This is a genomic window from Ruegeria sp. YKSF57, assembly GCF_059612585.1.
Window position 1 is genome coordinate 1 of record NZ_JBXWQW010000031.1, and the last position, 18,968, is coordinate 18,968.

Sequence of the window (18,968 nt, forward strand, 5' to 3'; positions counted from 1 at the left end):
AGTTGCGGCGGCGTGCTGTCAATCATCTCTATTGCTGTGCTTTCTGCAACCAGCCCCAACTCTTTCAAGACCGGAGACCCATCGTTGATGGCCTGCTTGATCTTGTCGAAATTCCAACGGGTCCTCAGCCCCTCCAGACGGTTCAGGCTTTCCTCTTCAGCGCGGTTGGGCATTTCAAGTCTCCTTGGATGAAAGAAGTCAACGGAAAATGGTTTCTGGAGGTACCTCGTGCAGGACGAGCACCGCTAGTGTTGCAGCCTGAACGAGGGGCAGTTCATCTTTTTGCAGAAGTTTTAGAACCTCTGTCCGTCCGTGGCTCCGTTTGGCAAACGCGTTAAGGTAGGGCCGTCGCAATCTGCGCCGAGCTTGCGCACCGTACCGGTCGCGTGGGGCAAGCAGCCACAACAGCGCTTCGGCACGATCCGGTGTCCCCAAATGCTCTGTCAAAGCAACGGCTTGGTGATCGGCAGGGATGTCCGAAACCCAATCTTCGGGTGGGAGCGAGGCATAGGACCAAAGGCCATTCACGTTTCGCCGCCACCGTTCCGCCGCGTCGGCGAGCGCAGGCAGATCACGGTCAGGACGGAAGAAGGCGTAACCACCGAGTGTTTCCGCTGCCAGCCCCGCATTTGCCAGTGCCTCTGCCGTGTCCGAGGCGTAGGAGGATAGCCCGGAAGCGATGTTGTTGAGCCCTTGCAGTTCCGGCGCGACTAAGTCCCCGATCTCTCCGAACAACTCTCTCAGGCGCGCAAGCTCGTTCTGAAGGCGCGCACCACCACGGTCAAACATTTGGTCGAGCCGGACAAATTCGACCAGTGGCGTGGCATAGGGATTGAGCGGCGCAACTCTGCGCCCTTGGGTTTCAGGTTCTATACCATTACTGGAGGCCAGATTTTGCTGCACGCCCAGATTGGCGCGCAGTCGGTCGGCACGATCAAGTGTGCGCCAGGCCAGTTCTTCGTTGCCGCCGGCAACGAACGGAAATATCAAGGCGCGTGTTTCGTCGATAATCCATGGGAAGGCGGCGGTTTCCCGTACAGACAACAGCATGAAATCCAGCGCGCACCCTGTCAGCATCGAAGCCTGCCGCATGTTCGCGCACTTGCCCAGCACCTCGTACCGGTCCTCCGACTGTAACCAATCCAAGCATTTCTCAAATCTGAACTCAGCCCATACTTCCAATAGAAGGCGTGTCATGGGCGGGCTGACTCTTTTTAGCGCGTCGTGAAAAAACGGCATCGGCAAAGCGCCAAGGATCTGGCTCGCCAGCGTCCACTGTCCGCTGCGCCATGCATAGGCCATCGTGATCAACCCAGCGTCGCTGGCCAGTTCATAACGTTCGGGAAAAGCGCTTTGCATGATACCGGGTATTTCACGCAATTCGCCTTTCTCCAGCATGATTTCGACATCCTTGATCGCGCGATCGTCCACTGGATAAGTCAGGTCGGCATCAATGGGTTTCACATATGTCGACCGCATTTGTTGAGGATCGAACGCAAGTTGCGGCTGCACGTGTCTGGCATCCAGAGGCGAGGAAGCGACGCCGCTCCAGAAATCTCTTCCGAGCTCTTGTTCGAGATTCAGGGCGAAATCTTCCGGTTCCAGATGGTCGTCCGCTTCGGGCAGAACCTGGTCCTGTCGTCCGAAATCCGATCGTTCCTGTTTTGCCTGACGGATTGCGTCACTTGCACGCGCGGGCAACTCGGCAAGCATATGGTCGTCGAACTCTTCAGCCAAAGCGCGGCCAATCTGCGGTATGTCCACTTTCGGTTCTCGGCACATCTGAAGCCGGTGATAGAGCGCAGCAACCGGATTTATCCCCTTGAACCATTCCGCGGCTTTTTGATCGATCTCGCGTGAGGTGTCCGGGAATTCTTCATAAATCAGTTTCAGAGTGGCCGCCCGGAGATCGCTACGATGCAGAATCCATGACCCCTCTCTCCGTACCAGCCAATGGTGGCGGCCCAGCTCTTTTAGAATGTCTTCGGCTTCTTTCTTGCTTAGCTCAAATCCAAGTGCAGGGGCGACTACTTCGCGCAAGGCGCCCACATTTATCCGCTGCAAGACCAAACCCTTGAGTGCCACTTCACGCAAAGTACGCGGCACCCGACTGAGAATGGCGCGATAAAGATAGCCTTCGATCTGCGCGCCGCTGGTATTCGCCGGCACGTGCAGGTCAGGTCGTGCTCCCATTTTCAGAGACTTGCTGGCGAGGACCAGGCGCAGGGGAATTCCTTGCGCAAGTTCCAGGATCGGAGCCCGTTGGGCCGCGTCGACGCCACGTTGTTCCAGCATGCTGTCAGCCACCGGATCTTCGAGCCCCGTCAAATCGATGCTGTCTCTGTCGACCCGGGATTGCGCGGGGACGATGGATTCCTTGCGCCCGGCTGAGATCACACAAATCGGGCACGCAGCGAATTCGGCCAGTCGATCGAGATGTTCAAACAGGCGGACGACACGGGAATCAGCTCGCTGGCGCAAGACCTCCAATGTATCGAGCAGGATAAGGATCGTACCGTCAAAGCTGGACAGGGCGCTTCGGATGGCCTGCATGATCTCCCGAGACCGTCCGCGTCGAGAAAGGTTCTCGGTGTCTGCCAGCGTTTCGGCCCGTTCGAACCGCGCCTCGCGCAGTTGCTTAGCAGTATATGGCAGGCCGTTTCCGATTTGACGGGATATCTCGTCGAAAAGGGCGTGATCGTCCTGCACATTCAGCGAAGACCGGTCGAAATCCAGTCGCAGAATGACCATGTCACGTTGGCGAGCCATCTGTATGACACGCTCCAAAAGATAGGATTTCCCAATTCCGGGCAGGCCTGAAATATGCAACGTGCGTAGTTTCACTGCGGTCTTTCGACTTGGGTGGTCTTCCCTTGTTGCCCAGCGGTCGGGCGAGGCCATCCAGCTATCAATCTTGCCTAATTCATCTTCGCGGCCGAAAAAACCACCTGATAGGGCCTGCTCATTGGCTTGTACCTGAAGCAACTTGTTGACTGTCCCTCGCAAGGCAGCCACCTGTGAATAACCCGGCGCTTGCGGTCCGCTCCGATCCAACACTTTAATCAGGTCCAGCAACGGTTGCGGGTTGTCGGCTTTGACGATCAGATCAGAGATCGCCTCGGGCGAGTATTGGGCCGCGCCTGTCAGGGCTAGCTCCACATCGGTTGGGGATTTGGCATATTCGCTACTGGGCGCAAAAGGTGAGGGTTTGGACAGTACTTCGCGGCGAACGCTGTTGCGCATGGTCCAGAGATCCTGAGACTCGTCCCGCTCCACCGTGCAATCCGGGCGTAAGAGGCTAACGATATCCAGCATTCGGTTCGTATCGGCCACCAGTTCGTTGCCGCCGATCTTCAACAAGGTTGAAACCGGGTTGAATGCACCTGACACCGCCGCGACCCATCGCAGCTTTTCCAGTACGTCACGAGTTCGCGGATCAGCCTGCATCATGAACTCCAATGTCTTTTCTCGCCTCTGTGCGCAACCGTTCGGCGACGAGCGGAAGATTGGCGATAGCAAAGCGGTTCATTTCCGCCGGAATTCCCTGCAAGGCAAGGTCAACGATGTGCCCGCACACATCAGGTGTCCATTTCAACGCCAATGCCCTGACCATCAGACCAACGCAGTCTTTGACGTCTTTTCGCAGGAACGGGCGGATATAGTCGACAAATAGCTTCGGTCGCGGATCGACTTCCACATTGTCCAGATTAGTTATGGTGCGGGCACGCAAATCATAGGTTTCGAAACCGGCCAGGATCAGCCGCAAGTTCGGAGTATCCAGAACTTCTTCAATCAAGTGTTCCAGTTGATATCGGGTGCGGTCGATCAACCCGCTGTCGGGATTGTCAAAGTAAAGCCAAACGGTCTCGTTCCTTTCCGTGGCGATCTTGCTCAGCTCGGAGACGACAGTGCGGATTCTGTCGTCTTCATGCGCGGTGCCGGTTGTTTCGTCTGCTGCGACGCCGGGCTGGGCTGCTATTGATGCGCTTCCGCCCAATGCTCGGCGGTTGAGGCTGGCGGTCAGATCACCTTGTTCATATCCAGGCTGCATCCTGACGATGCGATGTCGGGCACCATGGATCTCCAGAAAACGATCAAGCAGAGTATGGCTGAAATTCAACCCCTGCCTCTCGGCGATCTTTGTGCGTTTGATCCAAACGCCACGAAGGTTCTTGTCTTGCCTGTCCAGAATCGCGGTCAGTGCGTCAAAGAAATTGTTTCGCCCGATCACAAAGTGACCATCCAGATCATCGCTGAGTGACCAAAGTCTGCGTGGCGGGCAATCCAGCTTGATCTGCGCGCAGAAATCGTCATTGGCGGCAAAATGCTGAAAGGGCACCAGTCGGCGGACATTGTTCCATCGCCCCTGATGCAGGCCGACAAAATTGAACTGGCGGTCAAATCCGGCTCCACCGGAAGACCCGCCATGCGTTTTGATACTGTGAAGGTGGCGCGGTTCGTCCAGCCTATCTCGCCGGAGTTTTCCCACTGCAATCCCTTTTTCGGCGCCCTCCGGGAAATGAATCAGAACAAAACTTTCCGTACCCACCCAATTTGGCAACGCGTTCGGCAATGACATGTGTCCGAGAGTGCGGCCAAGCGGTGAACGTATGCGCAGCAGAACCGCATCGCACATCGTAGTGGCATCTCCATCGCCCGGAAGCACACCGTTCTTCTCACTGTCGAGGCAGGGCGCAACCCAGACCGGTCGGGCTTTGTGTTCACTGCCATCGGACAGCAGTACGCTGACGTCCGAGATCGTGTCCAAATCGAACTCGCTTGCTGCATCCGGCACGAAGGCACCCACAACATGGGCCGAAGTGAGGATTAGTCTCGGCGAAATGAGTGCGCCACTTCCGAGAACCTGATCGTGTTTCAGAACCCGGCACCGAAACGCCTTGGCGCCGCTGGCGAATTCGCCGATACGGTCGATGTCCAGATCATCAGCGTCAGCAGGGGCCAGGCTGGCCCCGTTGATCGGGACGTGCTCCACTTGATCCGCCGGATCGTCGGCCAGTGGAAGTGGCTCCAGCCCTCGACTGCGTAGGGCGGCAATGAACCGGCTCATCAGCTTCTTGTCTACCAGACGTCCGACGATCAAACCGGCCACTGCCGTTCCAGGCATCGATTGGGCCACCATCCGAAACGTGTCGATATCCCCAATGTGACCTGCCGACTGGAACACTTCCTCCACGGTTTGGTTCACCATGTTCGGGTGTTCCTGCATCAAGGGTTGCAGTTGGACGGCCGTCAGTGTTTCCGTTCCAGCCATGGATATAACTCAGCCCGCACCGATGGCAGCCGTAAGTGCAGGCTTGCCGGATAGTGCATCCTTCAATTCTTTGCCGATGTCGTCGCCTCCAGCAGTGCTCTCCTCGCCCAGCATCACTTCCGCGCGTTTGCGGGCGCCGGCGCGATAGCGCAGCCACAGCATTTCCGAGGCATAGTCTGCGAGCTCAGTTGTAAACTCGGCCGCAGCCGTTGGGTCCGAGTTGACGAGCTGTGTCAAAAGCACATTCGCGCTGGATTCCACACCAGCTTTGCCCAGTTCAGCTTCCGCAACAGCCTCGTGGCCAGTAGCCGACTGCGGCAAAGAAGCATCCAAAGCCGTTTTTGCATCAATAACACCCGCGCCAAGATCCGTGGCTCCGTTCCAGACAGATGGCTTGCTGAGGTCATTCGTGACGCAAGCCACCCACATCGACTGAACAGTGGTTCCAGCCGCTGCCGCTTTTGCTCGCAGCGTGGCTCGGCCACCGTGCCGCGCGACCCAAAGCGCTGCGACACCTCCGGCCAAAGAGGTGGCGAGTGTCGTGCCTTGCGCCGCTTTGATGCCCCAGTCGTGATCGATCGCCTTGTTCTTGGCTGCTCCCCACACATGCTCGCCCGGGGCGGACAGCGTTACTTGCGGTCCGCGACCGGTCCGCGCCCAAGGCCTCAGATCCGGACCCACAGCGGCCATCGCCGTGGCCAGCCCGAAATCCGAATAGGCTGCCGGAAAGATCACGTCGGGCCAGCAATTCCCTGCAGCGCAGATCACCACCAGCCCGCGCTCCACCGCCAACCGCAGAGCCCGTTCGGTAGAAGCGACACGCATCGGCCCCCCTTGCGCCATGACGATGACATCTGCACCATTGTTGATGGCGTGTGCAATCGCTCTGGGCAGGGTTCGCTGTTCGAAATTGATGACAGACCTGATTGCTCGGATAGGCATCACCATCGCGTCCGGGGCTGAGCCTGTGATTGCGCCCGGGCCGCTGGTTCTGCCGTTCATGTCTGCGCCCCCGCGCGATGCGACAACCGACATGACCAAAGTGCCATGTCCGGGATGTTGCAGCAGACTGTCGCTGAAACGATCAGACGCATCGGTGCCGCCTTCAACAAAATTAATCTGGTGGGTCAGATCCAACACGCCTTCAAGCTCTCCGTGCGTGGAATACCCGGTATCGATCACTGCAACCGTCGAACCCGCCCCACGGCTGTGTTGCCAGGCCAGCGGCGTACGGACCAGTTTATGCACCCAACCGAACGTTTGCGCGCTGCTGCGCGGTGTTGAGCACGAGAACAACCCGGCCTCCGTGGTAACCGCACCTACCGAGACAGCGCCATATAGGCTTTCGGGCAGAACCGGATTTGCTTCGACCGCATCCAAGGCACTTCGCAAGTGGCGAGCAAATGCAAAGGCAGTTGTTTCCCGTCCTGTTACATCGGTGTTTGGAAACTCGGCAAAAAAGAACTGATCCCTGTCACTACCAAACGCGGTTTCCACGATTGAGTTGGATCCTGGCACCGATTGCTCAATCAGTTTTTCCACGTCTTTCGAATTGGTTTCTTCCAAAAAGACCAATTCAACAACAAGAGGTGCGCCGACGTCCGATGCCTGCGCGCGAAGCGTTTCCAGAAGTTCCTGCATGGTAATATCCGGTATCGAAATGAAACAATCAGTACGGGTTACGATAACACAGATTTCCCTTCATTTCACCCTGCGCGGATGAATGCTTGGAAGACGTTAAAACAGAAGACCGGGCAAGGAATCTTGCCCGGCGCAAAAAAAACGAGATTGTTCGACCTTTAGCTTTTTGCCCGCATCAGCATCCCGAACAGATCACGTGGATCGTCAGGGTCGGCCAGCATGTCCAGTGGTTCATAGAAATTCGTGCCACCAATAGCACCTTTGATATAACGAAGGGCCGAGAAATCCTCGATAGCAAATCCCACACTGTCGAACAGGGTGATCTGCCGGTCATCATGACGCCCTTGTGCCTGGCCTGTCATCACCTGCCACATCTCGGTAACTGGGTGGTCGGGTTCAAGGGCCTGTATTTCCCCTTCGATCCTGGTTTGTTCGGGGTACTCCACGAAAATCTTCGAGCGCAGAAGGATATCGCGGTGCAGTTCCGTCTTGCCGGGGCAGTCGCCACCGATGGCATTGATGTGCACACCGGGGCCGACCATGTTGTCGGTCAGGATCGTGGCGTATTTCTTGTCGGCGGTGCAGGTCGTGATAACTTGCGCGCCCTCTATGGCCTCTTCTGCTGTCTTGCAACTCACCACAGTCAGCCCTTTGCCAGCCAGATTGGCTGCACATTTGGCGGTTGCGTTCGCGTCGGTGTCATAAAGACGAACCGTGTCGATACCGCACAAGGCCTTGAAGGCAAGGCACTGGAACTCGGACTGCGCTCCGTTGCCGATCATGGCCATTGTTGTAGCGCCTTCGGGTGCCAAATACTTGCCCACAAGGGCCGAGGTGGCCGCCGTTCTTAGCGCGGTCAGCATGGTCATTTCGGTCAGAAGGATTGGATAGCCAGTATAAACGTCAGCCAGCAGGCCAAAGGCGGTTACCGTCTGCAACCCCTCGGACGTGTTTTTGGGGTGGCCGTTGACATATTTGAACCCATAAGCCTCGCCATCCGAGGTGGGCATCAGCTCGATCACCCCATGTGGTGAATGGGCCGGGATTCGCGGAGTTTTGTCGAAACTTTCCCACCGTTTGAAATCAGATTCGATCTGATCGGCAATTTCAGAGATCATCTGTTCGACGCCGATGTGATGGATCAGCCGCATCATGTTGTCGACGGATACAAAGGGTACGAGGGCTTTGTCAGAAGGTTGCATCACGCACTCCTATCGGCGGGCAAGGTGGATGCCGGCGATCATGCAGCGGACCGATCCGCCGGCGGTTTCGATGGTGGGAACCGAGAGGGGCAGCGGCGTGGCGCTGGCCTCGATGATGGCGATCTGATCCGGCGTCAGCGCGGCAAGCGCGCGCGATGAAAGCGCCAGAACCAGCCCGTCGTGCCCGGTCAGCTCGATTGTGTTTCCGGCAAACTCCGTGATCTGATCATGTGTTAGGTCGATGACTTTGCGCCCGGTCTCTTCCAGCCGGGTGCAGATCGTCGCGCGCCGCTTGGGATCGGTGATCATGTCCAGACAGATCATCGCATAGTTGGTGCCGATCCCCATCAGGACGTTGGTGTGATAGACGTCGCGGCTCTGCGCGTCGCGCGCCTCGAACGCGATGGGTTCATAGTTGAAATGGGTGCAGAACCGCTCCAGCAGCACCGGATCGGCGCGGTGGGATTTGACCGTATAGGCAATGCGGCCCACGTGATCCAGTACCATGGCCCCGGTGCCCTCCAGCGCCAGATCGTCCTGTTCCAGCCCGGAATAGTCGATCACGTCCTGAACCCGGTAGTCCTGTTTCAGCATTTCGATCACGTCCGCGCGCCGCTCGCGCCGCCGCGACGGCACGAACATCGGATAGATCGCCACATGCCCACCCGGATGGGTCGAGAACCAGTTGTTGGGAAATACGCTGTCGGGCGTGTCGCGATCGCCGTGATCGTCAAAGACATGCACGGTCACACCGGCCTCGCGCAGTTGTTCCACGGCGCGGTCATGCTCATCCCGCGCGGCGGCCGAGGTGGCGGCGGCAGAGCGGTTGGCTAGCGTCTGGAACGCGTTGTCGTCGCGCGTCTCGGGGTTCGAGGCAAAGGCATGCGGCCGGATCATCACCACGGCGGAAGGGGCTTGCAGGGACAGCATCAGAAGCTCCGTGTCGGGCGGTCGAAGATGCGGCGCCCCATCAGCGAGGCGGCCAGATCGACCATCAGTTTCGCAGTGCGTCCACGCTCATCGAGGAACGGGTTCAGCTCCACCAGATCAAGCGAACAGACCAGCCCGCTTTCGTGCAGCAGTTCCATAACCAAATGGGCCTCTCGCTCGGTGGCACCGCCGGGAACTGTGGTGCCCACGGCGGGCGCGATGGTGGGTTCCAGGAAATCCACATCCAGCGACACGTGCAGGATGCCGTTGGCGTCGCGCACGCGGTCCAGGAACGCCATCAACGGCACCTTGATGCCATTCTCGTCGATGCTGCGCATGTCAACAAGAAATGCATCGTCTCTCTCCAGCGCCGCACGTTCGTGCGGATCGACCGAACGCAACCCAATCATCCCGACCCGGTCTGTTGGAACGGGCGCCGCGAGGGCAGGGAAGGCTTCGAACCCCGGTTGACCGGTGAAATACGCGACGGGAGTGCCGTGCAGGTTGCCGCTTCCAGTGCTGTCCGGAGTGTGAAAGTCGCTGTGGGCGTCAAGCCATAATACAAAAAGCGGGCGTTCCGTAGCCTTTGCATGCGCGGCCATTCCCGCGACGGTTCCCATTGACAAAGCATGGTCCCCACCCATGAAGACTGGAATACCTCGGCCTGCGGCATCTTGTGCAGTGCGTGACAGGGATCGAGCCCAGCCCACGCATTCCGGCAGAGCGAACAGGTGCTTATGCTCGGGCATATCCACGGGATCAGGTCGGATATCGCCCTGGTCGATAACTCGGTGACCCAAATCTGAAAGTGCCTGCATCATACCGGCAACGCGATAGGCATCGGGTCCCATCCGGCAGCCCTGACGCCGCTTACCCGCGTCCATGGGGACGCCAATGAGAAGTAGATCGTTGTTTTTCATGCCCTGATATTGTTCCCGAAGCGGTCTTGCCGGAAGAGAGCAAAATGCTCAAAATGGAACCAATCCACTCATAACGGAATATCAAAATGGACGATCTGGATAGCCGGCTTCTGAACGCGCTGCATCGGGATGCCCGCGCTTCGCTATCGGAACTGGCTGAACAGCTGGGTGTGACACGCACAACGATTCGAAGCCGGATGCAAAAGCTTAAGCAAACCGGAGAAATCGTGGGGTTCACTGTTCTCACCCGTCGGGACGTAGCACAAAGCCCGGTACGCGGGTTGATGATGCTGGGGATCGAGGGGCGCGGAACCGAACGTATCATGTCTCGAATATCTGCAATGCGGCAAGTGCGGACCGTGCATTCGACAAATGGCACCTGGGATCTGATCGCCGAGATTGGCACTCAAACACTTGAGGAACTGGATGAGGTCATCTTCTTTATCCGGCGTATGGATGGCGTGACGCGGTCAGAGACGAACTTGTTGCTCTCAACCCGGAAAGGACGAGTCTGAACGGGTTAAAAAGCGAAACTGATTGCAATATTATGCAGTAAAATATGCCCGTTCAGCTTTGCTTATCCGAAGCAGGTCTTGAGGTGAAATCGGAAAGACATGACGCGGTGTTCCGGCAGCAGCCCAGACCACGTCGAAACCTGTCAAGCGAGGATCGAAAAACGCCCGGATCGGGGACAGGTGTCCGACAGGGGCCACGCCGCCAATTGCAAACCCGGTTTGAGCGCGAACCAAAGCGGCGTCGGCCTTTTCAAGTGCCTCACCGGCAGCATTTTCCGGGCTGACCGAGTTTCCTCCGGCGGTCAGAAACAGAAGGGTGTCTCCGGAGCGTTCGCCTTGGAACACGATCGATTTGACAATTTGATCCAACGCACAGCCCACTGCGTTTGCAGCGTCTTGCGCAGTGCGGGCGTTGTCGGTCTCGCGGATTTCGACTGGCAAGCCAGCCTGTTCCAAGGCTACTCGGACACGTTTTAGGCTTTTGCTAATGGTTTGCCCCGGTTGACCGTGGAACGTTCACTGCGCATTCTGCGTCAATGGAAAGTCGCGAAATACGCTCGGGCCCGATTGTGGACCATATCCTGTCGCTGGAAAAGAAGGTTTGGCAAGCATTGGTCGAGGGCGATGCCACATCAGATCGGGCGCTGCTCAGTGACGACTTCACCGGGGTCTACCCGACTGGGTTCGCAACAAGGGACGAACACGTCGGGCAGTTCGCTGAAGCACCAACAATGGCTGAATTTCACCTGAGCGCTGTTCGCTTGCGAATACTGATCGGTGATGCAGTTTTGTTGTCTTATCGTGCTGACTATCGGAGACCCGGAAATGCTACGGCGGAGGTCATGCTGATCTCTTCCTTGTGGGAACGGCGAGCCGGGAAATGGATCAACACTTTTAGCCAAGACACGCCTGTCGTTTGATTGACCTAAATCTGGATCGTTTGTCCCATTGACCTGATCGCGACCGGGTGCACAACCTGCGCCTATGACCGATACACTTGCCATTACCCGCTTGCCACGTCCGTTCGACCCTTCACTCGGGGCCGAAGCGCGCGCTTCCATACCCGAGCTTACACCCGAACAGGGAGATTTGATCGCAGGCGCTGCCGGGACAAGCCCATATCTCAAGGGCCTTATCGATCGCGAGGTCGAATGGATTGCGCCGGCGTTGGCAACCCCCGACGCGGCTTTAGCAAAGATTTTTCAGGGTGTTCGTACCTTGCCTCCTGATCAGTTGAAGGGCGGATTACGGCAGGCCAAGCGCAGGCTGGCTCTTCTGACAGCTCTGGCCGATCTGTCGGGTGCATGGTCGCTCGAAAAAGTCACCGCGGCATTGACCAATTTTGGTGCATTAGCTGCCGATGTGGCCGCCAAGGCCGAGATTGCGGCATTGATTCGGCGCAAGAAACTGCCCGGCATGACCGAAGATGATATTGAATCTGCGGCGGGTATGACCATTCTGGCGATGGGAAAGATGGGCGCGTATGAATTGAATTACAGCTCTGACATCGACCTGATCGTGCTTTTTGACGAAACCCGGTTTGAACCTGATGATTTTTTCGATGCCCGGCAGAGTATGGTGAGGGCGACACGGAATTTTTGCGCGGTTTTGAGCGAGAAAACCGCTGATGGCTATGTCTTCAGAACCGACTTGAGGTTGCGGCCAGATCCCGCGGTCACACCGGTGTGCATCGCGATGGAGGCGGCAGAACGGTATTATGAAAGCCTTGGCCGAACCTGGGAGCGCGCCGCATATATCAAGGCGCGCCCATGCGCAGGCGACGTTGCCGCCGGAGAACGGTTTCTGGAAGCTTTGCGTCCCTTTGTCTGGAGGCGGCATCTGGATTTTGCGGCCATTCAGGATGCCCACGACATGCGTTTGAGAATTCGCGAAAACAAGGGAACAGGCGGTGCGTTCTCTATTCCCGGCCACGACATGAAACTCGGGCGGGGTGGCATACGCGAAATAGAGTTCTTCACTCAGACACGGCAATTGATTGCCGGCGGACGCGACCGCGACCTCAGGGTGCGCGGAACGGTTGACGGGTTGGCAGCGTTGGCGGTCAAAGAATGGATACCACAGGACGTGGCCTACAAACTGACGGGTCATTACCGGGCTCATCGCGAAGTGGAGCATCGAATTCAGATGGTTCACGACGCGCAGACACATAAGGTCCCCCAATCCGAAGACGGGATAGAACGGATCGCCTGTCTGATGGGGATAAATCGCAGCGATCTGGTCAAGCATTTGACGCAAGGGCTGACCGAAGTGCACGAGTTGACCGAAGGGTTTTTCGCCCCTGGGTCCGGTGCTGTGCCTGCGCCTGTGGATACTTTTCAGTTCGATTCAAATGTTCTGGCGCGCTGGCCAACCTATCCGGCACTCCGGTCGCAGCGGGGCGCTCGAATCTTCGAAAAACTGAAACCTGAGATTCTGAACCGCCTGTCAAAGACGGCTCGGCCTGACGAGGCGCTTGTGGCGTTAGACGGATTTCTGTCGGGTCTGCCGGCTGGGGTGCAGCTCTTTTCCCTGTTTGACGCCAATCCGCAACTCATCGACCTTTTGGTCGATATCGTTGGCACATCGCATGCCTTGGCGGGGCATTTGTCTCGCAACTCTTCCGTTTTTGATGCGGTGATCGGTGGAGATTTTTTTGCAGACTGGCCGGGCAAGACTGCCTTGCAATCTGAGCTGGTCGCGGCGCTGACGGCGGAAGATGACTATGAAACCCAGCTCGACATGGCGCGCCGCTGGTGCAAGGAATGGCATTTCAGAATCGGTGTCCACCATCTTCGTGGTCTGATCGATGGCGCGACGGCAGGGCGCCAGTATGCCGATCTGGCGGATGCGGTGATCTCTGCAATACTGCCATTCGTCATGACTCAATTCGAGGCCAAACACGGTCCCGCACCAGGGCGCGGCCTTGCGGTGTTGGGCATGGGGTCGCTTGGGGCAAGGCGTATCCATTCGCAATCCGATCTCGACATGATCGTCATATATGATCCGCAGGATCAGGATTTTTCAGATGGACGACGTCCACTGGCAACTCGAACATACTATGCTCGGCTTACACAGGCGCTCATCACCGCCCTGTCGGCGCCGATGTCGCAGGGCCGGTTGTACGAGGTCGACATGCGCTTGCGCCCATCGGGAAATCAAGGGCCGGTGGCGACAAGTCTAACAAGTTTCAAGAACTACCAGCAGAAAGATGCGTGGGTATGGGAGCATCTGGCGCTGACCCGCGCGCGAGTCGTTACAGGGGAATACAGTCTGTGTCGGGATATCGAAGATTTCCGGTCCAGTCTGATATGTCAGCCGAAGGACCGGCAAAAAGCCCTGCACGAGGTTGCCGAGATGAGAACGCGTCTTGCCGAAGCGAAATCGCCTACCGGGATCTGGGACGCCAAGACAGGGGCAGGTCGTTTGCTTGACATCGAGTTGGTAGCTGAAACCGGAGCACTACTGGCAGGGAGAACGGAGAGGGATGTTCAGGCCGGCCTTGACGGTGCGGTCGCTGCCGGTCTGCTTGGTGTCGCAGATGCCCAGTCTCTGAAAAGCAACTATGACTTATGTTGGTCTGTGCAGACCGCGACACGCCTGCTTTCTGGAAATGCGATCGATACCGACAAGATCGGCGAGGGCGGAGCGGCCTTCCTGTGCCGGTCCACCGGGTTCGAGCGGATCGAAGACCTTGAGGCTGCGCTGGAGCAAAGTTATGGGTCGGCGGCGTTGCTGATCGAGACCGCAATCGGAGAGAGTATGGATGCCCAGCAGCAACGATCCGAATGACCCGAAGGGGCTAATTCGCGAGGCCTATCGCATTGAAGGAATCACGTTACCCGAATGTCGTAGCATATTTCTGGATTGGGCACTCAGTCTGCCAGCTGAATTTGATCAGCTTCAGGTTTTGCGCGAACTTCATGCGGTGTATTCTCCCCAGGCGCCGGAACACCCGATGACCGAGGTCCTCAGCGACGGTTTGAGCGCAGCAAAAGCTCCAAAGCGCCGCGGCGGTTGGAAGTCGCGTCCGCGCGGACATGGCTGACAAAGGGGGCTTCCCCAGCGCGTGCAAGCGAATTATGAGGGCGCACATGACAGCGCCGCAGACAAACATCATTCGACCACGAATCCGTCTCAAGCCCAAGGCCAACGCCCGAGGAGTTCGGCACGGGTTTCCTTGGGTCTATGTCAACGACATCGTGACAGACCGGCGAACTCGAAAGATTGCGGCGGGATCGCTCGCGGTACTGGAAGATGACAAGCGGGATCCGATCGCGCTGGTTGCGGTCAACCCAAACTCCAAGATCATGTGCCGGGTGCTGGACCGCAACATCGACGCGGTGCTGGATCCGGCGTGGTTCGAGGCGCGGCTGAGTTACGCGCTGGCCTTGCGCGAACGCTTGTTCGATGCGCCATATTATCGTCTGGTCCATGCCGAAGCAGACGGTTTTCCCGGCGTGATCATCGATCGTTTTGGCGAAGTTTGCGTGATCCAGCCCAACGCCGCTTGGGCGGAATGTCATCTGGATCTTTTTGTCGACGCTCTGGTGAAGGTGACCGGGGTCACGACTGTGCTCAAGAACGCATCGGGGCGGACGCGGGCGCTTGAAGGATTAGATGACGTCAGTGTGACCCTGCGTGGAGATACGCCGGACAAAACGTTGCCCGTTCCCATGAACGGGGCCATCTATATGGCCGACCTGACAGGTGGTCAGAAAACCGGCCTGTTCTACGATCAGCGTCTGAACCACGCCTTTGCCGCGCGGCTTGTACACGCTGAGGCACAGGTTCTGGATGTGTTCAGCCACGTCGGCGGTTTTGCCCATGCAATGCTGGCTGGTGGTGCCGCGCAGGCATTGTCCGTTGACGGTTCCGCTGCGGCATTGGAACTGGCCAGTGCCGGTGCCGGAGCCTCAGGGTTCGGAGACAGGTTCGCAACGCGGCAGGGCGATGCATTCGAAGTTCTGACCGCATTGGGTGAAGAAGGCGCGCAATTCGACGTCGTGATTTGCGACCCACCTGCCTTTGCGCCGTCGAAACAAGCGCTTGATGCCGGTTTGCGCGCTTACGAACGTGTTGCGCGGCTGGCTGCGCCGCTGGTCAAGCCGGGTGGATATCTGGGTCTCTGCTCTTGTTCGCATGCAGCCGATCTGGGGCGCTTCCGAGATGCGTCGGCGCGTGGGATCGGACGGGCAGGGCGGCAGGCACAGCTCATCCATACGGGCTTTGCGGGGCCAGATCATCCGCAGATGCCACAACTTGCCGAAAGCGGCTATCTCAAAGCGGTTTTTTTCCGGCTGTGAGGGCCGTTCTTGACACCTGCGTGATCTATCCCACGGTTATGCGCGAGATGCTTCTGGGAGCCGCCAGACTCGGTCATTTCACGCCGCTATGGTCCGCACGAATTCTCGAGGAATGGGCTCGCGCGTCGCGCAAACTCGGCGCAGAAGGCGAGGCACAGGCGCGCGCGGAAATCGCTTTGACCCGTGCAAACTGGCCCAATTCCGAACTGCCGCCTGCGCCTGGTGTGGAAAAGCGGCTTTGGCTGCCGGATGCAGCCGATATTCATGTTCTGGCCGTCGCTGTCTCAGGAGCTGCGGATGTCATCATCACCCTGAACGCGCGAGATTTTCCAAAGCACATTCTTGCCGAAGAAGGTTTGGACAGGATTGACCCGGACGCGCTGTTGCATGGCTTCTGGCGCGATGATCCCAGCGGGTTGTCACAGGTTGCTGATCGTGTTCTGACCGAAGCCAACCGTCTTTCCGGCAACCAATGGACCTTGCGTAACTTGATGAAGAAGGCCCGGCTGCCAAAACTGGGTAAGGCGCTTGTGGCGCCTTATTAACTTCGGGTTCGACGCTCAGCTTATTGTCTTCCAGCGCTGTTCAAGTTTTTCCAGCGCGGCAATACGTTCGCCGGTTTTTGGGTGGCTCATCAACCAGGCGGGCGTCACACCCGCGCGCTTTTGTGTCAGGTCTTCCAGCTTTCGAAACAAGGATTTCTGTGCCTCGATTCCGATCCCGGCCTTGGTCAGCAACGCGGCGGCATACTCGTCTGCCTCGTACTCATCCGCCCGCGACAAGCGAGAGGCCAGCAAAGAGGTCAAGGCATTTGCGATCCAGACGCCAATCAGCGGTACGAATCTATTCAGGAAAATGATCAGTACGGTTCGCAGGGCATTCTGACCCGAAAAATCAATCATTCGACGCCTAGCATGACCCAAGGCGACGTGACCCAACTCATGCGCGATGACAGAGGCCATTTCCTCTGCCGACACGTCTCCGTTGCGAAACTTGCGGTAGAATCCACGGGTTATGAATATCCGCCCGTCCGGGGCCGCGAGACCATTTACCGGGTCGATCTCATATATATAGACAGGTATCCGGGCCAGATCGAGGGCGGCGGCCAACCGATCGGTCATCCGTTTCAGAACCGGATCGGCAAGCTCGGTCGATTTGGCATCAAGCTCCCGATGCGTTCGCCAAACAGAAATTCGGTACATCACGATGGCATATAGCAAGGCCAGCAGGATCGGGGTTACTCTAAGCATGACCTAGATATGGGGCAGGCGGACAATCCCGGCAAGGCGTACTTTTGACGTCCGGAATTTGAAAAGCTCCAAATTCTTGACAATCAAAGACGTGGCCGCACAATCGATGAAAGCGATTTGTTTGGGGAAATGGTTATGAATGTTTGGCACAGGGGCGGGTGTGCTCTTTCTGTATTAGCATTGTCTGCGACAATCGCGCAGGCACAGGATCGCATTGAAATTTCGGAAGGTGCGCTGACGTTATCAGCACCATCATCGATAGACTGTTCAGAACCACCCGAATTCAAACTGGAAGGCCCAGCAACGGCACTCTTCGCCGAAGACCGTTCTCCAGTGAATCGGATGGTATCACAGATGGCAAAAGGCTTGGCGCAAAGCTGTCCGGATGTTGAAGAACTGGCGGTGTCAGGCGAGGACCGTGGTGTTCAATACTCATTCACTGTGCAGCGCGACAATGGCTGGCTACTCGATCCAACTGTTGAAGACAAACCGGAGGAATCAACTGAGGAGACGGTTGCGCAAACTGCGTCTGAAGTCGAACAGCCAAAAACGGCAGGATTCGCGGAGCCCGAAATCAAGCCGGGATTGGCGATAGAGCAATTTGCAGGAGTTTTTGGACCGGTGAAGTCGGTTCGAGGATACCTGCCGCTCAATAACGACGATATCTGGTCCCGCGTATTGGCTGCTCGTGCTTATGCCGAGCACCCTGAATTCCTTCAAAACGACGAACTGGCCGTTGAGATCGCGGAACGTATGCTGACGCCGGTGGAATACCAGCAATTCCAGGGGCTGCTTGCCGGTAAACAGGCACATCAATGGTCCGTATTCGAGCGCCGGGATCTGGCCAACCGGGTGCGCACCCAATTGGCGCAGGGGCTGGATACACGTCGTCAAACCGGCCCGATCAACGTTTACCATGTGGCTGCGATTCAACTTGGGGAGTATGATTTTAACACTGGGTCGTTCCCATTGAATGGCGAACAACTACGCGGCTACAACGCGCCACGCTGGAGAAACATGCAAGTGTCGAATGCCTTTGATGGCATCGTCTTGCCGAACGAACTTGTTGCAAGCGTGGAGCAGGCGCGACAACTGGACAACTATCTGCGGCAGCGCAATGACAATCGTCTCTATCTGGCAGTTTTTGCCCGGATAACGCCAAACGTTCCGCCGTCGCTGGAACATTATGCTTCCAACCGCCATCACGTGCGCGATACGGAACTCGAACAAATCGCGCTGTTTGCCGATCCGGGACTGTCTCAAATACTGTTCGACTACACCCCGGCTTTGGCTGACCGTCAGACAATGGCGGATCAGGTCGCAGAATTTCTCTTGCGTCCGGTATCCTTCGGCGAGGATTTCGTGCGCGCGATCGGCACATTGACGGACAGTGATGCTGTCGCGGAATATCTGGCGCAGACTTATGTGAATAGTGGCGTACAACCGAAAAAAACCGCTGCACAGGTCTTGACCGAATTCGGTGAAACCCGAGGGCCGACAATGATGACTTTCAGCGGGGCCCTTCAGGTCGGCACCTACGACCCTGTCAGGAAGGTTCTGCCAGTACAAAGTTTTAGCGTTCAAAATCAGAATTATCAGTCGCTGCCGATCGGTTTCGGTATGAGAAACACGTTTTTCCCGCAGGTTTCCGAAATTCCCATGACTGAAGAACAGGCGCGCAGATTGAGTGAGACCGTGCAGAACAATTATCAGGTCGAGTTCCGGCTCGATGCTGAAATGGTAAGTGGCAATTTCCAGAACAGCCAGCCGACAACACTCTATCTGGAAACGACGCATCGCCCGCATCGGCTTGTGCTGTTTTCCGGGCGTCAAGGCGAGATACCGGCCAAGCGAGAAGTGCTTCTGGATGTCGAACTGCCCGAAAGTGGATCAGGTGTTCCGTCGTTGCTGGAAAGTCTGAGGATCGATCAATAA

At 57.3% G+C, this 18,968-nt stretch carries 15 protein-coding genes; 7 read left to right on the forward strand and 8 right to left on the reverse strand.

Annotated features, from left to right (window positions below; translation table 11 throughout):
• Window positions 1–198 precede the first annotated feature (198 nt).
• From AC2FLX_RS14085 to rocF, 6 genes are all read right to left on the reverse strand, one after another.
• Window positions 199–3,447, reverse strand: coding sequence for an ATP-binding protein (locus AC2FLX_RS14085; protein WP_496810564.1), 3,249 nt, complete (start codon window positions 3,445–3,447; stop codon window positions 199–201).
• Complete coding sequence (locus AC2FLX_RS14090; protein WP_496810565.1) at window positions 3,437–5,272, reverse strand: S1 family peptidase; 1,836 nt, start codon at window positions 5,270–5,272, stop codon at window positions 3,437–3,439. The genes AC2FLX_RS14085 and AC2FLX_RS14090 overlap by 11 nt, the downstream gene beginning before the upstream one ends.
• 9 nt (window positions 5,273–5,281) lie before the next feature.
• Window positions 5,282–6,913, reverse strand: a complete 1,632-nt coding sequence (locus AC2FLX_RS14095) for a S8 family serine peptidase (protein ID WP_496810566.1) — start codon at window positions 6,911–6,913, stop codon at window positions 5,282–5,284.
• Between the two features lie 158 nt (window positions 6,914–7,071).
• On the reverse strand, window positions 7,072–8,118 hold the full coding sequence (ocd, locus tag AC2FLX_RS14100) for an ornithine cyclodeaminase (protein ID WP_480749932.1): 1,047 nt from the start codon (window positions 8,116–8,118) through the stop codon (window positions 7,072–7,074).
• A 6-nt stretch (window positions 8,119–8,124) separates the two neighbouring features.
• Window positions 8,125–9,045 carry a citrulline utilization hydrolase CtlX gene (gene ctlX, locus AC2FLX_RS14105; RefSeq protein ID WP_496810567.1) on the reverse strand — a complete coding sequence of 307 codons (921 nt, stop codon included), beginning with the start codon at window positions 9,043–9,045 and terminating at the stop codon, window positions 8,125–8,127.
• Complete coding sequence (gene rocF / locus AC2FLX_RS14110) at window positions 9,045–9,965, reverse strand: arginase (RefSeq protein ID WP_496810568.1); 921 nt, start codon at window positions 9,963–9,965, stop codon at window positions 9,045–9,047. The genes ctlX and rocF overlap by 1 nt, the downstream gene beginning before the upstream one ends.
• Before the next feature lie 86 nt (window positions 9,966–10,051).
• On the opposite strand from rocF, the gene AC2FLX_RS14115 reads away from it, so the two are divergent.
• Entirely contained in the window at window positions 10,052–10,480 is a 429-nt protein-coding gene (locus tag AC2FLX_RS14115) for an Lrp/AsnC family transcriptional regulator (RefSeq protein ID WP_480749935.1), read from the forward strand.
• 30 nt (window positions 10,481–10,510) lie between these two features.
• On the opposite strand, the gene AC2FLX_RS14120 is transcribed toward AC2FLX_RS14115, so the two are convergent.
• Complete coding sequence (locus AC2FLX_RS14120) at window positions 10,511–10,969, reverse strand: YbaK/EbsC family protein (protein ID WP_496810591.1); 459 nt, start codon at window positions 10,967–10,969, stop codon at window positions 10,511–10,513.
• Window positions 10,970–11,016: 47 nt separating this feature from the next.
• Between AC2FLX_RS14120 and AC2FLX_RS14125 the strand changes: the two genes are divergently transcribed.
• The 5 genes from AC2FLX_RS14125 to AC2FLX_RS14145 all read left to right on the forward strand — a co-directional run bounded on the left by AC2FLX_RS14125 (window position 11,017) and on the right by AC2FLX_RS14145 (window position 16,328).
• Window positions 11,017–11,400, forward strand: coding sequence for a DUF4440 domain-containing protein (locus AC2FLX_RS14125; RefSeq protein WP_496810569.1), 384 nt, complete (start codon window positions 11,017–11,019; stop codon window positions 11,398–11,400).
• 64 nt (window positions 11,401–11,464) lie between these two features.
• Window positions 11,465–14,269, forward strand: a complete 2,805-nt coding sequence (locus tag AC2FLX_RS14130) for a [protein-PII] uridylyltransferase family protein (protein ID WP_496810570.1) — start codon at window positions 11,465–11,467, stop codon at window positions 14,267–14,269.
• The gene (locus AC2FLX_RS14135; RefSeq protein WP_480749939.1) at window positions 14,244–14,525 is read left to right on the forward strand and encodes a hypothetical protein; all 282 of its coding nucleotides are present in this window, start codon (window positions 14,244–14,246) and stop codon (window positions 14,523–14,525) included. Before AC2FLX_RS14130 ends, AC2FLX_RS14135 begins: the two co-directional genes overlap by 26 nt.
• A 46-nt stretch (window positions 14,526–14,571) precedes the next feature.
• A complete protein-coding gene (locus AC2FLX_RS14140) occupies window positions 14,572–15,783 on the forward strand; it encodes an RSP_2647 family RNA methyltransferase (RefSeq protein WP_480749940.1) in 1,212 nt (403 codons plus the stop codon).
• On the forward strand, window positions 15,780–16,328 hold the full coding sequence (locus tag AC2FLX_RS14145; RefSeq protein WP_480749941.1) for an RSP_2648 family PIN domain-containing protein: 549 nt from the start codon (window positions 15,780–15,782) through the stop codon (window positions 16,326–16,328). The genes AC2FLX_RS14140 and AC2FLX_RS14145 overlap by 4 nt, the downstream gene beginning before the upstream one ends.
• Window positions 16,329–16,343: 15 nt before the next feature.
• Here AC2FLX_RS14145 and AC2FLX_RS14150 read toward each other — a convergent pair whose 3' ends face one another.
• Entirely contained in the window at window positions 16,344–17,033 is a 690-nt protein-coding gene (locus AC2FLX_RS14150) for a M48 family metallopeptidase (protein ID WP_480749942.1), read from the reverse strand.
• A 135-nt stretch (window positions 17,034–17,168) separates the two neighbouring features.
• Here AC2FLX_RS14150 and AC2FLX_RS14155 point away from each other — a divergent pair, with 135 nt between their 5' ends.
• Window positions 17,169–18,968, forward strand: a complete 1,800-nt coding sequence (locus AC2FLX_RS14155) for a hypothetical protein (protein WP_496810571.1) — start codon at window positions 17,169–17,171, stop codon at window positions 18,966–18,968.

Bases quoted from the DNA above. Each gene is read 5' to 3' on its own strand.
- AC2FLX_RS14130 (WP_496810570.1), top strand. From the start codon at position 11,465: ATGACCGATACACTTGCCATTACCCGCTTGCCACGTCCGTTCGACCCT.
- AC2FLX_RS14155 (WP_496810571.1), top strand. From the start codon at position 17,169: ATGAATGTTTGGCACAGGGGCGGGTGTGCTCTTTCTGTATTAGCATTG.
- AC2FLX_RS14085 (WP_496810564.1), bottom strand. From the start codon at position 3,447: ATGCAGGCTGATCCGCGAACTCGTGACGTACTGGAAAAGCTGCGATGG.
- AC2FLX_RS14090 (WP_496810565.1), bottom strand. From the start codon at position 5,272: ATGGCTGGAACGGAAACACTGACGGCCGTCCAACTGCAACCCTTGATG.
- ctlX (WP_496810567.1), bottom strand. From the start codon at position 9,045: ATGCTGTCCCTGCAAGCCCCTTCCGCCGTGGTGATGATCCGGCCGCAT.
- AC2FLX_RS14115 (WP_480749935.1), top strand. From the start codon at position 10,052: ATGGACGATCTGGATAGCCGGCTTCTGAACGCGCTGCATCGGGATGCC.
- rocF (WP_496810568.1), bottom strand. From the start codon at position 9,965: ATGAAAAACAACGATCTACTTCTCATTGGCGTCCCCATGGACGCGGGT.
- AC2FLX_RS14125 (WP_496810569.1), top strand. From the start codon at position 11,017: ATGGAAAGTCGCGAAATACGCTCGGGCCCGATTGTGGACCATATCCTG.
- AC2FLX_RS14095 (WP_496810566.1), bottom strand. From the start codon at position 6,913: ATGCAGGAACTTCTGGAAACGCTTCGCGCGCAGGCATCGGACGTCGGC.
- AC2FLX_RS14140 (WP_480749940.1), top strand. From the start codon at position 14,572: ATGACAGCGCCGCAGACAAACATCATTCGACCACGAATCCGTCTCAAG.
- AC2FLX_RS14135 (WP_480749939.1), top strand. From the start codon at position 14,244: ATGCCCAGCAGCAACGATCCGAATGACCCGAAGGGGCTAATTCGCGAG.
- AC2FLX_RS14150 (WP_480749942.1), bottom strand. From the start codon at position 17,033: ATGCTTAGAGTAACCCCGATCCTGCTGGCCTTGCTATATGCCATCGTG.